Source organism: Prolixibacter sp. DSM 2831 (genome assembly GCF_056493735.1).
Genome location: NZ_CM151379.1, coordinates 1,903,482 through 1,918,138 on the forward strand (window position 1 = coordinate 1,903,482; position 14,657 = coordinate 1,918,138).

At 44.4% G+C, this 14,657-nt stretch carries 10 protein-coding genes; 9 read left to right on the forward strand and 1 reads right to left on the reverse strand.

Features of this window, described 5'->3' with window-relative positions; genetic code table 11:
* Nucleotides 1-255 precede the first annotated feature (255 nt).
* Entirely contained in the window at nucleotides 256-1,101 is an 846-nt protein-coding gene (gene nfo / locus AC060N_RS07625) for a deoxyribonuclease IV (protein ID WP_479526566.1), read from the forward strand.
* Nucleotides 1,102-1,289: 188 nt separating this feature from the next.
* Nucleotides 1,290-2,240 carry a magnesium/cobalt transporter CorA gene (gene corA / locus AC060N_RS07630; protein ID WP_463231244.1) on the forward strand — a complete coding sequence of 317 codons (951 nt, stop codon included), beginning with the start codon at nucleotides 1,290-1,292 and terminating at the stop codon, nucleotides 2,238-2,240.
* Nucleotides 2,241-2,317: 77 nt separating this feature from the next.
* Here the strand turns inward: corA and AC060N_RS07635 are convergent, their stop codons facing one another.
* The gene (locus AC060N_RS07635; protein ID WP_146142049.1) at nucleotides 2,318-2,764 is read right to left on the reverse strand and encodes a nitrophenyl compound nitroreductase subunit ArsF family protein; all 447 of its coding nucleotides are present in this window, start codon (nucleotides 2,762-2,764) and stop codon (nucleotides 2,318-2,320) included.
* Nucleotides 2,765-3,208: 444 nt separating this feature from the next.
* Here AC060N_RS07635 and AC060N_RS07640 point away from each other — a divergent pair, with 444 nt between their 5' ends.
* The 7 genes from AC060N_RS07640 to AC060N_RS07670 all read left to right on the forward strand — a co-directional run bounded on the left by AC060N_RS07640 (nucleotide 3,209) and on the right by AC060N_RS07670 (nucleotide 14,648).
* Nucleotides 3,209-6,013, forward strand: a complete 2,805-nt coding sequence (locus AC060N_RS07640; RefSeq protein ID WP_479526567.1) for an alpha/beta hydrolase family protein — start codon at nucleotides 3,209-3,211, stop codon at nucleotides 6,011-6,013.
* A gap of 282 nt (nucleotides 6,014-6,295) precedes the next feature.
* Complete coding sequence (locus tag AC060N_RS07645) at nucleotides 6,296-7,012, forward strand: hypothetical protein (RefSeq protein WP_479526568.1); 717 nt, start codon at nucleotides 6,296-6,298, stop codon at nucleotides 7,010-7,012.
* Nucleotides 7,009-9,798 (forward strand): TonB-dependent receptor, encoded by a 2,790-nt coding sequence (locus tag AC060N_RS07650; RefSeq protein ID WP_479526569.1) that lies wholly within the window; start codon nucleotides 7,009-7,011, stop codon nucleotides 9,796-9,798. The genes AC060N_RS07645 and AC060N_RS07650 overlap by 4 nt, the downstream gene beginning before the upstream one ends.
* Entirely contained in the window at nucleotides 9,785-10,954 is a 1,170-nt protein-coding gene (locus AC060N_RS07655; RefSeq protein ID WP_479526570.1) for a DUF4249 domain-containing protein, read from the forward strand. The genes AC060N_RS07650 and AC060N_RS07655 overlap by 14 nt, the downstream gene beginning before the upstream one ends.
* A gap of 43 nt (nucleotides 10,955-10,997) precedes the next feature.
* Nucleotides 10,998-12,173, forward strand: a complete 1,176-nt coding sequence (locus tag AC060N_RS07660; RefSeq protein WP_479526571.1) for a DUF4249 domain-containing protein — start codon at nucleotides 10,998-11,000, stop codon at nucleotides 12,171-12,173.
* 37 nt (nucleotides 12,174-12,210) lie between these two features.
* Nucleotides 12,211-13,392, forward strand: a complete 1,182-nt coding sequence (locus AC060N_RS07665) for a DUF4249 domain-containing protein (protein ID WP_479526572.1) — start codon at nucleotides 12,211-12,213, stop codon at nucleotides 13,390-13,392.
* 83 nt (nucleotides 13,393-13,475) lie between these two features.
* A complete protein-coding gene (locus AC060N_RS07670) occupies nucleotides 13,476-14,648 on the forward strand; it encodes a DUF4249 domain-containing protein (protein WP_479526573.1) in 1,173 nt (390 codons plus the stop codon).
* The last annotated feature ends 9 nt before the right edge of the window (nucleotides 14,649-14,657 follow it).

Here is a 14,657-nt window from a genome sequence, read left to right on the forward strand (position 1 = left end):
GGTTTGCTCAAATAATCATTTGATGACGCCAAGATGGTGTTTTCCTTTTTATTTACAAAATGGAAAGTATCTCCGACCTTTACAAAGCAGACAGCGGGCGAAGACCTTAGGAGTGTTGTTGATTATTTTGTTTAACAGAAACGAACTTTTTATTTTGTTAATCCTTTACAGGATGAAAGAAAAACAAGAGTATGAAACGAGTCCCGAAACGTCGGGACGAGTTTCATCAGGCAATTGAAAGTAAATGATAAACTGATGAAATACATTGGAGCACACGTGAGTGCAGCAGGAGGCGTGGAGAATACACCGGCGAATGCGCACGCCATCGGAGCGAAAGCCTTTGCTTTGTTTACCAAAAATCAACGGCAGTGGGTGGCCAAACCGTTAACGCAGGAAAACATCGACGGTTTCAAAGCCAACTGTAAGAAGTATGGCTACGATCCGAAGCACATCCTGCCGCACGATAGTTACCTGATTAACCTGGGACACCCCGAAAAGGAAGGTTTGAAAAAGTCGCAGGATGCCTTCCTGGACGAGATGCAACGTTGTGAGCAGTTGGGCTTGTCGTTGTTGAATTTTCATCCGGGAAGCCACCTGAAAAAGATTTCGGAGAAAGAATGTTTGTCGAAGATTGCGGGTTCGGTTAACCTGGCGTTGGAAAAAACGAAAGGTGTGACGGCGGTAATCGAGAATACTGCGGGACAGGGAACCAACCTCGGATTTTCGTTCGAGCAACTGGCGGAAATCATCGACCAGGTAGAAGACAAAAGCCGTGTGGGCGTCTGCATCGATACCTGCCACGCCTTTACTGCCGGCTACGATTTGATTACCGATGAAGGATACGAAGAGACTTTCCGAAAGCTGGACGAGGCTGTCGGATTGAAATATCTGAAAGGCATTCACCTGAATGATTCGAAGAAAGAGCTGGGGAGCCGTGTTGACCGGCATGATGCTATCGGCAAAGGTTTTATCGGGAAAGAGGCTTTTCGCCGAATGATGCAAGACGACCGTTTCGACGATATTCCCATCATTCTGGAAACGCCTAACACGGAAGCCTGGGCTGAAGATATCGCGATGTTATACGAGTTTGTTAACGAGTAAACCTTTTCCGGTTACGGAAAAAGGAAGTGGCAGGGTAGTGCTCGCCCCGCCGAATTTATTAATTTTGTGTAGCCCGGTTCAGACCTGCTGTGAATCTGTAAAATGATGTTTTCTGATGTCATTTTTTCCCGGAGATTGATGGCCGGCATGTAAAGGGGTATTTGTCTCACAAACAAATCCTGCAGCTTATGATTACATTCCTGTACAAGGAAAATGGAAGAGTTCATATGGAGAAAGTCCGGGATTCGATTTCGGATTTTGGCGACAAAGAGATCATCGGAATTGACCTGGAAAGCCCGACTCCTGAGGAACGAAAACAAGTCGAAAACCAGTATAATATCAAGCTGCTGAGTTGGCAAAAAGCCGAAGAGATTGAAAGTAGTTCCCGCTACTTCGAAACGGATGATACCATTATTGCCAACTCCAATTACATGAAAATGGAAAACGGGCGATACGATTACATGCCGGTTTCTTTCATCATCAAGCACCAGATCCTCTTTTCCTATCATTACGACAAGGTCGACTCGTTCAAGAATGTGTACAGTCGTCTTCAGGCACAATCGGTCACCGATATGGACGGATACGACTTGTTTCTGCTCGTGTTGGATGTACGCATCGACTATGATGCCGACCTGCTGGAGGCCGTAGGAAGGAGCATTAATCAAATCAGTAAAAAGATTCGTATCGACCGGGATTTGGACGAAGAGAGCATCCTCCAGATTACCCAGTTGCAGGAAGCGACCATGTTGCTGCGTGAGAATATCATGGACAAGCAGCGGGTGATGTCGGCTATCCTGAAGAGCGAGCGTTTTGTGAACAAGAAGGAGGGACGTTTGCGTATTATGCTGAAGGATACGGGGTCGCTGTTGGAACACACGGCATTCAGCTTCGAACGTCTCGAGTTTTTGCAGGACACTTTGATGGGATTGATTGACATCGAGCAGAACAAAATCATCAAGATGTTCTCGGTGGTGGCTGTTGTATTTATGCCGCCAACTTTAATTGCCAGTATGTATGGTATGAACTTCCGGATTATGCCGGAACTGAGCTGGAGTTTTGGTTATCCATTTGCCATTGTGTTGATGCTGGCATCCTCTGTTTTAACCCTTTGGTATTTCCATCGTAAGGGCTGGCTGTAGTCTTACTCAAAAAAAAAATACCCCTGCCGTTTGTTGCGAACAAACAACAGGGGAATGAATGGGTATGGTTACGATTATTATCTGTTATACTCTTCCCGTTGCATAATAGTTTCCTTTAACAGGCCCTGAAATTTTTCGGGCTCTTTAACTGCGTAGTCGAAAGCCTCTTTGGTCAGGTTGTCATAGCCTTCGCGGCCGGCAATAACGATGGACGTATTCGTAATGTGATAATAACGGGCCAGTTTCCGGTTGGGCCTGCGGTTAATATTCACATCGATGAAATGTACGTTTACTGAATCGGCAAAGTATTTCATCACCGTTTCTTTCGTCGCGTTACCTACGGTCTGACAAGTTGTGCAGGGCTTGTCGCCGTGAAAGTAGTATACATTCACCGTGTGGGCCGGAATCGAAATAACGGTGTCGGTCTCCATGGCAGCTTTTCGCTGTGCTTCCTTTTTATGACCAGGCTTGCAGGCAGCAAAAACGACCAGGGTCATGATGGATATGAGAAGATAGTTTTTCATGTTATGTCAGGTTAAGTGTTTATACAATGCAATTCTGTTGCAGCTCGGTATTGTTTTACATGCTATTGTGAATCCCGCTATGAGGCCTGTTTGAAGAGAGGCCTTTTCTCTTCAAGTTACACAGAATTATATAAACTTAGAAGTGTGTAATGTCACATAATGTTCATTGTTTTATACGTTTTATAGCATGTTTTGTTTGCATAAAGAAAGATTTCAATCTGAAGTTGAAGGGGATATCTGCTTAACTTGAGGCACTTAAGGTGTGAAGGGGTATTTTATAACATAATCAATCTAAATGATGTTTTTTCCGTTGTATCAGGAGCTCAGTGTGGGACGCAGGTATGGTGATGCTGCCTGATTCTGCTAATTTTTATACTTTTATTGTTCCCCTTGCGGGGATGAAAACGTGTGTATTCGAATTTGAAACTGAAAAAATCTTTACTTGTGAAAAAATTACTTCTTTCTCTGTTTCTCGCGTGGTTTGCTGCCGGCGTATATGCTCAGCAAGAGAAGAAACCATTGACCACTGATAACTTTAATACCTGGAAGCACATTCGTGAGCCGCAAATATCGGAGAATGGGCAGTACCTGGTTTACGAACTGAACCCGGGCCACGGGGATGGCAATCTTGTTGTGAAGGATATGACAAGCGGCCGCATTGATACCATTGCCCGGGGATACGATGCTAAGCTGGCCGGAAACAGTTCCATTGTAACGTTCAAAATTAAACCTCAGCTGGCGCTCCGTCGCGAGGCGGAAGTGGAGAAGTTCAAGAAGGATAAGCAGCCGCAGGATTCCATCGGGATTTATTCGTTTAAAACCCATCAGGTGGTAAAGTATCCCAAGGCTGAATCGTTTAAAATTCCCGAAGAAGGCACCGGTTGGGTGGCATTTCTGTCGGATGGAAAGATTGAGAGTCCCGCTGATTCAACGAAAGCTGATCAACCCGACGGGGACAAAAAGAAGAAGAAGGACAAAAAGGAATCGGGCAATCTGGTGGTTGTCAAGCCGGGTCTGACTGATACGTTGGTCTTTCGCGATGTAAAAGAGTATGCCTGGTCGAAAAACGGAAATACGCTGATGTTTACGACGGGCAAAAAAGACTCGACAGCGAACATGGCGTCCGTTAATTATTTCGATACAAAAAGCGGAGAACGGCGCATTGCCTTTTCAGGGGAAGGCTTCCCGGGCAAGATTGCGGTCAGTGAAGCCGGCGACCGTGGAGCTTTCCTGTTCTCGAAAGATACGGTTGAAAATAAAACTTATAGTTTGTACCTGTCGGAAGTTGATGCGGAGCAATCGGTAATAGCCGATACGTTGACGGCTACCTTGCCGAAAGGCTGGGCTCCTTCGGAAAATGGGAAGCTCGATTTCTCGAAAGACGGAAAGCGTTTGTATTTCGGTTCGGCACCCAAACCGAAACCGGAGCCAAAGGACACGTTGATGAAAAGCGAAAAGGCCCGTCTGGATATCTGGTCATGGACTGATAAGCAATTGCAGCCCCGTCAGAAGATTAAGCTGAAGAGCGAAAAAAAACGGACCTATCTGGCCGTGTATGATGTCGAGAAAAAGACAATTACTCAGTTGGCTGACGAAAAGCTGAAAACGGTTCGGACAAAAAGAACCGGAGAAGGAGCGTATGCGGTCGGTATCGACCCGGTACCTTACGAAAGAGCGATGTCGTGGACTGGCCTGGAGCGCGCAGATTTTTACCTGGTCAATATCGCGAACGGAGAGAGGAAGTTAATGGTAAAAGGCGTTAGGCGGGGACGCCTGGGACCGGCTCAGCATTACTTTGTTTACTACAATTACCAGGATAGTACCTATTATTCAGTGAATACGAAAACGTTGGAAACACTGGCACTGACAAAGTCGATAAAGGCGCCGATGTACGATGAACTGAACGACATGCCAACACCGGCTTATCCTTATGGGATTGCCGGATGGGCCAAAGATGATAAATATGTTTTTGTGTACGATCGGTACGATATCTGGCGATTGGATCCATCGGGGAAAGAACAGCCGGTTAATCTCACCGATGGATACGGACGGAAGCATCAAATGAAATTCCGGTATGTGAAACTGAATCCGGAGGAAGAATATATTTCGACGAAGACTCCGGCATTGCTTTCGGTTTTCCAGGAAGAAACAAAGCAGGCTGGTTACGCTTCCTTACGGATGAATAAGGCGGCTGTGCCTGATATGCTGGTTTTGGATGATTATATGTTCCGGAAAACCGCTAAAGCAAAAAATGCCCCGCAAATCATATTCACGCGGGAATCGTTCACCGATTACCCGGATGTTTGGAAAACAGATGACCGGTTTGCCAATTACCAGAAAGAAACGGATGCGGAGCCACAGCAGAAGAATTATCTGTGGGGCTCCGCGGAACTGGTGAGTTGGACCAATCTGAATGGAGTGAAGTTGCAGGGAATATTGTATAAGCCCGAAAATTTCGATCCGTCGAAAAAGTATCCGATGATGATTTATTTCTATGAACGGAGTTCCGACTCGTTCCATCGTTACTGGACTCCCGGGCCGAGCCGTTCCATCATTAATAAGCCGTTTTACACCAGCAACGATTACCTTGTTTTTGTTCCCGATATCGTTTACACCGTCGGTTATCCGGGACAAAGCGCTTACAACTGCATTATGAGTGGGGTAGAAGCATTGATGGATAGATACTCGTTTGTGGATGAGAAGCATATGGCTTTGCAGGGACAAAGCTGGGGCGGTTATCAGACAGCCTACCTGGTGACGCAGACCAACCTGTTTGCTGCTGCCATGGCGGGTGCTCCGGTGGCCAACATGACCAGTGCCTACGGTGGTATTCGCTGGGGAAGCGGTTTAAGCCGAATGTTCCAGTACGAGCATACGCAGAGTCGCTTGGGAGGAACCTTGTGGGATAAACCTTGGCGCTACATCGAGAATTCGCCGTTGTTCTATGCCGACAGGGTTCAAACGCCGCTGTTAATGATGCACAATGATCACGATACAGCAGTTCCGTGGTACCAGGGAATCGAATATTTTGTGGCATTGCGTAGATTGAATAAGCCGGTTTGGATGCTGAGCTACAATGACGAGCCGCATAACCTGAAAGCCGGCAGCTGGGGCGACAGAATGGATTTGTCTATCCGGATGAAACAATTCTTCGACCATTACCTGAAAGGAGCCGCAGAACCGAAATGGATGAAAACAGGTCGTCCGGCCATTGACAAGGACACGGACGGTGCGTTGGAAATAAAATAGTTGTTTGAAGATATCAAGGAAATGGCCGCATAGATAAAAATTATGTGACCATTTTTTTCATCATTTCCTTATGTTTAATTTTATGTTAGTTATGTTTTGAAAATTCTTTGTTTAAACGAATTGTTTCACTAATTTCATAAATCCAAAAATGCGCCTGTCAAAAGCATTTCAGACACAGAAACGATTTTTCCCGCGAGAATTGAATTAGCGGAAGCGGAGAGAATCTGTACCACTGAGGATTTATATTGTGTGTATTGTAACTAACTGATTTAAATATTCTAAATGTTGTTCTATTCCTTAAGGAGAGCACTGCCTCTCTTACTGCTTTGTCTGCCGTTTACTTTAAGGGCCCAGAAGGCTTCGGTTGACACTCTGAAAAAGCAGTACGAGCATTACAACCAGATGTATGGCTTAAATGATCTGCTGGTCAACGGAGTGCTGTATGTCAATCTGCATTACAATGCTACGGGATACCCGTTCATGGGCGAAAATACCTTCCGCCGTGGTTCTGTTATGGTAAAAAACGAGAATTTCTCTCCGGTGGAATTGAAGTACGATATTGTTGATCAGCAACTCGTTTTGAGGGTAACTAATTCATTTGGCGGTGTGAGTCAGATTGTTTTACGGCGTGAGTTTATTCATAGTTTTACTCTTGAAGGTGGTTATTCTTTTGAGTGGATTGACAACGATCGGTTGCCTGCATCATTTTATCAGGTGGTCGGGAATAAAGGATTTCGCTGGTTAATCAAGTATACTAAATACCTGAAGATACCCCAGGGAACACAGACCAATCACTATGCCTATACAAAAGCTTATCGCAAATATTATTTTGAACGCGATGGAAAGGTGTTTGATATTCGGAACCGGAGAGCGATTTGGAAATATTTTCCTGCTAAGAAAAAAGAGCTGAAAAAGTATTTCCGTGCACACAGGAAATCATTCTCAGCTATTTCTAACGAAGACTTTAATAACCTGCTTAATATCCTGAAAGACGCATGAGAATTACCAGCATTATCTGGGGAATCGTAATGATGTGTATGCTGGTGCCTGAACTCAGGGCGCAAAACCAGGATAACGACATCGTATTTTCCGGAGATTACAACGGCTTAACGTTTGAACAATTTGTTTCCAAAGTGGAATCACAACAAGAGGTTCACTTCTATTACCGCAAAGATTGGGTGCAGAAAATCCAACTGGATCATGCTTCGGGGGCGGATTTGTCGATGAGGGAAGTTTTGCACCGTGCTTTTCTGGGAACGGATCTTCGTTTTTATATCGATGCCTACCGTGACATCTATGTGATGAAAGGTAGAGATATGGTTACCGCTTTACCTGAAAAGTTAGTAGAAGCTTCTGGCGGTAAAAGCCGGAAAGGAGGCATTACGGATGTTGAAAAGCGCTACCTGGAAGGCCGCAAGGAGAAAAAGAATAAGACAATTGTTTTCGGCCGGGAACACATTAAAAAGCCAAACGAGCGGGTGTATCTTACCGGACGTGTAACCAACGCTGAAAGTGGAGAACCATTGGTTGGGGCAACTTTTTACGTGGAACAATTGAAAGACGGCGTCGTCAGTGATGCACAGGGGTATTATCGTCTGGTGGTGCCACCCGGGAAATATACACTTCAGCTGGGTAGCATGGGAATGCAGAAGCAGGTTTATAACCTGCAGATTTGGCAAAATGCACATTATAATTTCCAGTTCGAGAAGGACATTATTCCTTTAAAAGAGGTGGTAATTGAAGCCAATAAATTTCACAACGTACGCGGGACCCAAATGGGATTTCAACGTTTGGATGTGAAAGCAATCAAGGAAATTCCGGTGGTGATGGGCGAAAGCGATTTGCTGGAGGTTGCTCGTATGTTGCCGGGGGTTCAATCGGTTGGTGAAGGTAGTTCCGGATTGAATGTGCGCGGAAGTCCTGCAGATCAAAACCTGTTCTACATTAACCGGGTTCCGGTGTTCAATACATCGCACCTGTTCGGTTTTTTCTCTGCGTTTAACCCGGATATTGTGCGCGATTTCTCTTTCTACAAAAGTAATATCCCTGCCCGTTTCGGCGGTCGCCTGGCTTCCATATTCGATATCTCGACCCGCGAAGGAAACAGTAAGAAATTTACGGCACGTGGCGGAATTAGCCCAATTACCGGAAGGCTTTCGGTAGAAGGACCGCTGGTTAAAAACAAAGGTTCATTTGTTATCGGTGGTCGTTCGACTTATTCGGACTGGATTCTGAGGAGGTTGAAAGATCCGGATTTGAAGAACAGCAATGCCGGTTTTTACGATATTGCTACCAACTTCAGCCTTGAGGCAAATCGGAATAATCATATCCAACTCTTCGGTTATTATAGTCACGATAGGTTTACGCTTTCTACCAACAGTCACTTCAAGTACAGTAACAAGGGAGGCTCACTACTTTGGAGACACCTTTTCAACGAACGTTTTACGGGCACATTCAGTGGTGCTTTCGGAGAATATTCCTACGCGAATACCGAGGAGCAAGACCCGTTGAATGCTTATACGAAGAACTATTCGATAGGGCACTATGAGCTGAAGAGCGATTTTGATTACAATGTGGCTCCGAACCATTTGCTTCGTTTTGGTCTTTCTGCTATTTATTACGATCTCGACAGGGGGGCATTGAATCCTTATGGAAATGAATCGCTGCGTTATTATACCAACCTTGGAAGGGAATACGGAACAGAGGATGCTCTTTACCTAAGTGACGAATGGAAAATTGGAGCAAACCTGACTGTGGATGCCGGAATCCGTTACAGCTATTACGCTTATCTGGGACCCAATAAAGTTCGTGACTATTATCCCGATGCTCCTTTGGATGAGAACACGGTTGTCGACACAGTAAGTTACAAATCAGGTGATATTATTCAATCGTATCACGGCCCGGAATGGCGACTGGCGTTGAATTATTTGGTGGGACAAAACAGCTCAGTGAAGCTGTCCTATAACCGGATGCGTCAGTATCTTTTCATGCTGAGTAATACGGTTGCATTATCTCCGAACGATCAGTGGAAACTGACTGATTCGCACATTAGTCCTCAGATTGGAGATCAGTTTAGTGCCGGTTTTTACCGGAACTTTCCCGACAAGCATCTGGAAACTTCTATCGAGGCCTATTACAAGAAGGCGAATCATTTGGTGGAATATAAAAACGGTGCCGATTTAATTGGAAACCGCTGGGTTGAAACCGACGTGGTTCAGGGAAAACAGGATGCTTACGGATTGGAGTTGATGCTGCGTAAAACAGCCGGAAAACTGAATGGCTGGATCAGCTATACCTATTCACATGCCCGTGTAAAAGTAGATAGCAAGTTTCCTGAAGATCAGATTAATTCAGGAAAAGAATATCCGGCTAATTACGACATTCCTCACTCGGTGAATGTGGTTACCAATTACCGTTTGAGTCGTCGCGTAAGTTTCTCTGGAAACATGGTGTATTACACCGGTCGGCCGATAACTTACCCAAGTGCTATTTATTACATCGACGGAAAAAAAGTGTTGAACTACTCTCTCAGGAACGAATATAGGTTGCCGGATTATTTCCGTGTTGACCTTTCGGTGAATATTGAAGGAAATCTGGTTGCTAAAAAGTTGGCTCACAGTTCCTGGATGGTCGGTGTATATAATCTTACGGGAAGAAAAAATGCCTATTCAGTGTACTTTAAGAATGTGGATGGCAATATCCAGGGGTACAAACAATCTATTTTCGGTGTGCCGATTCTGACACTTACCTGGAACTTTAAATTGGGTAACTATGCGAGTGAATAAGGTATACGTATTGTTACTGGCAGTATTGGCCGGAGGGGCTTTGTTTCAGCGGTGTGTGGAGCCGTTTACCCCTGAAATAAAAAAATACTCCGATTTGTTAGTCGTCGATGGTACATTGACTGATGAGTTGGGAACACAGGTGATTACGGTTTCCCGTACTTCCAGCTATGATGTGGGTAATTTTATTCCAGAAAATGGATGTACTGTCACGGTTCTTGATGATCAGGGGAATATTTATCCCTATGTGGGAAAAAGTAGCGGTAAGTATGAAGCTGAATTTTACCAGGGGGATTTACAATATGGAAGAGCTTACATGTTACGGGTAATTTCCAACGATGGTAGAGTCTTTGAATCGGACTATCAAACGTTGAAGCCTGCTCCGCAGATCGACAGTGTAACAGCAGTATCGGAGAATAAGGTTACAGTTGAAAACCCGGTGGGCCTGCATGGCTACCAGTTTTTTGTGAATACCAGTGACCCTAGTGGTAGTACACGTTATTATCGCTGGAGCATGGAGGAAACCTGGGAATATCACGCGCCGTTTCAGGTAGCTTATATGTGGGATGGTGCTTTACATGATTTCACTTTCCCGGATGATCGGAGCAGGTGTTGGAAAACAATGGATGTTCCCGGGATATATACCGCAACAACCCGGGATATTTCAGAGGATGTTCTGAAAAATGTAAAACTGAACTATGTTTCGACAGAAACCAACCGACTAAAAGTTAGGTATAGCTTGTTGGTTAAAGAATATAGTTTGTCAGCTGAAGCCTATGAATTTTGGAGTGGCTTGGAAAAACAAACGCAGGAAACCGGTGGTTTGTATGAGTCGCAACCCTATATGATTCAGGGAAATATTACCTGCATTTCCAATCCCGGTGAGATCGCGCTTGGATTTTTCTCTGCTTCGGGCGTAACCGAAAAGCGGGTTTTTGTATCTCCTCCGAGACATTATGTATATGATTTGCCTTGTCTGGGGGATACTATTACTCGTCGCAATCCGATTGAGGATTATCCTGCATCATCGTATCCAGTATACTTGTTCAAAATACCCCTGCCTTTTGGCAGACACCTGATGGCTGCAGCGGAAAGACGTTGTTTCGATTGTCTGGAAAGAGGAGGTACCAATATCAGACCTGATTTTTGGGTGTATTAGAAGAAATTGAACGATGAATAACAATTAGTGAATAGATAAAGCCGTGAAGCAGCCCCAAAGGAAATATGTCGTAGGAGTAATTGCCATTTTCATGGGGATAGGAGGCTTGCCTTGTTGTGTTGAACCATTTACTCCGCAGGTTAAGAAGTATTCCGATTTATTGGTGGTTGACGGCACCCTTACAGATGAGCCGGGAAGTCAGGTTGTTACTGTATCCCGAACCTCCGACTATAGCGAAGCTGAATTTTTACCAGAGAATGGATGTGTGGTTACCGTTTTGGATGACCAGGGAAACATTTATCCTTTTAACGGAAAGGGAGATGGTAAATATGTGGCCGAATTTTACCAGAGTGACCTGCAGTATGGAAGAGCCTATATGTTGCGTGTAATAGCTGGCAGCGGAGATGTTTATGAGTCGGACTATCAGGTGCTGAAGCCTGCGCCCCCAATTGACAGTGTGACCGCCCGGTATGAGACCAAAGTTACCGCAGAAAATACGAGAGGGCTGAAGGGGTACCAATTCTTTGTAAATACCAGCGATCCGACCAATAATACGCGCTATTATCGCTGGAGTGCGGAAGAAACCTGGGAATATCATGCGCCCTACGAGGTTATGTTTATGTGGGATGGTACGCTGCATTTCTTTTCTTTTCCTGATGACAGGAGCACCTGTTGGAAGACTTCAGATATCCCTGCCATTTATACCGCGACGACACGAGATATGTCTGAGGATAGGTTGAGAAATGTAAAACTCAGTTTTGTTTCCACCGGGAGTGAGCGATTGAAGTGGAGATACAGTTTATTGGTCACCCAGTATGCGTTATCTGCCGAATCATATGAGTTTTGGAATGGACTGGAAAAGCAAACTCAGAAAACCGGAGGTTTGTATGAAGCGCAACCTTATATGATCGAGGGAAATATTTCCTGTGTTTCCACGCCTGATGAAGTGGTCCTGGGATTTTTCTGCGTAAGTGGAGTGAGTAAAAAAAGAATTTTTGTTGGCCCAGCTCCCGATCCAGTTTATGAAATGGTTTGCAATCTGGATAAAATCGGCCCGAGAAATCCAATAGAGGATTATCCAGAGTCTGCTTACCCGGTGTATCTCACCGGAACGTTATTGCCTGGAGGAGGATATGCGATGGCGGCTTCCGAAAGGCGCTGTTTCGATTGTCTTGAAAGAGGAGGAGCGAATGTTAAACCTGATTTCTGGGAGGATTAGATTAAACACAAGAATGAATAATAATTAGATATAGTAAGTGAAGCAATCCCAAAGAAAATATGTCGTAGGAGCGATTGCCATTTTCATGGTAATAGGAGGATTGCATCGTTGTGTCGAACCGTTTAATCCTTCTGTGGAGAAGTACAGCGATATAATCGTCATTGATGGAACGCTGACAAATGAACCCGGAGTTCAAAAAGTGACGGTTTCCCGAACGTCGAGCCTTAATGATTCGTCGGCCTTTATACCTGAAATTGGTTGTGCGGTAACCATTTTGGATGATGCAGGAAATGTTTATGAGTTGAGTGATGCCGGTAAAGGAAGATATACAACCGACTTTAACAGTGAACAACTTCAAACCGGCACTTCCTATATGCTGAGAGTCATCGATAATAGCGGAGACGTATTCGAATCAGATTATCAAAAGTTGTTGCCTCCACCCAAAATTGACAGTGTGACCTATCGTTATGGACCCAAGTATACGCCTGAATTTCCTGAAGGACTACTCGGCTGTCAGTTTTATGTGAATGCGAGTGCCCCTGGTGGTGAAATGAAGTTCTATCGGTGGAGTATGCAGGAGACCTGGGAGTATCACTCAATTTATCAAGTCGGAGCGATGTGGGATGGTGCCTTGCATGATAATTATTATTTCAAGGAAAACAGGACGATTTGTTGGATGACCAAGGAAGTTCCCGGCATTTATACTGCAACGACCCGCGACATGGCGGGAAATGTTTTGAAAAATATCAAACTGAATTATGTTTCTGTCGGAAGCGATCGGTTAAAATTCAGGTATAGTCTTTTAGTCCGGGAATATTCACTTTCGCCCGAAGCCTATGAGTTTTGGAGTGGGTTGGAAAAACAAACGCAACAAACAGGAGGATTGTACGAAACGCAGCCTTATATGCTAACCGGAAACATTTCCTGCGTTTCAAATCCCGGAAAAATTGCGTTAGGTTTTTTTTCAGCGAGTGGTGTTAGTAAAAAACGAATTTTTGTTAAACGTTCACCTTATCCTGTCAGAGATATTGTTTGTTCTTCCGATACAATAAGAGGAACCGGAGATTTGATGCTGTATCCGCCATCAGCTTATCCGGTTTACATGTACTATTTCATCTTGCCTTCGGGCGCATTAATGAGAGTGGCTTCGAATCAGCGTTGCTTCGATTGTTTAATACGCGGAGGTACGAATGTGAAACCTGATTTCTGGGAGGATTAAAATGATAAACAATACAGATATACGATTGTGAGTGTGACATTGTTTGTGAATAGTTGTGATTGCACGTTTCAAATGAAGAGATAATGATTGTGAAGAAAAGATATTTGATGTTGATGGTTATTACGATTGTTGGTTTTGGAATTCAACGTTGTGTGGAGCCATTTAATCCACCGGTAACCAATTACACTGTTTTATTGGTTATCAGTGGGACGTTGACGGATGAGCCGGGAACACAAACAATTACTGTTTCCAGGACGACTCCCTACACCGACTCTACCTACGTTCCCGAGAATGGATGCTCAGTGACTGTTGTCGATGATAAGGGTAACATAATTAGTTACACAGGAAAAGGAGAAGGCAAATATGTCGCCAATATAACCAGTGGTGATTTGGAATATGGAACCAGTTATATGTTGCGGGTGATCGATAACAACGGCGATGTATATGAGTCAGATTACCAGACGCTGCAACCGGCTCCTCCTATTGATAGTTTGACAGCCAGTTATCAGCCGAAGAGTACGGCGGAAAATCCGGACGGCTTAAAAGGGTATCAATTTTATGTGAATACCAGCGATCCCAGTGGCAAAACTCAGTACTATCGATGGAGTATGCAGGAAACCTGGGAATATCACTCTCCCTACACCGTCGCAGCCATGTGGGATGGTACATTACATTTGAATTATCATTTTGAGAACAACCGGACCATTTGTTGGATGACAAAGGAAGTACCGGGAATATACACTGCTACGACACGCGATTTGGCTGAAGATGTATTGAAAAATTATAAGTTGAACTATGTCTCGACGCAATCGGATCGGTTGATGTGGAGATATAGTCTGCTGGTCAGAGAATACTCTCTATCCGCAGAGGCTTATGAGTTTTGGAATGGTTTGGAAAAACAAACGCAGCAAACAGGTGGTCTCTTTGAAAGTCAACCATATATGATTCGGGGAAATCTAACCTGCGTGTCGAAGCCGGGTAAGGTGGTACTAGGATATTTTTCAGCCAGTGGAGTCAGCAAGAAACGAATTTTCGTAGGGCCAGCACCTGATCCGGTAAGAGAAATATTTTGTAGTTCCGATACCATTAAATCAATCAGGGATGACTTAATGCCCTATCCACCTTCTTCTTATCCGGTATATATGTACAATTTTATTCTTCCTTCGGGAGCAATCGTTAAAGTGGCCTCGAATCAGCAATGTTTTGATTGTTTAAAACGCGGGGGCACCAATGTCAGACCTTCTTATTGGCAATAAAATACAGGG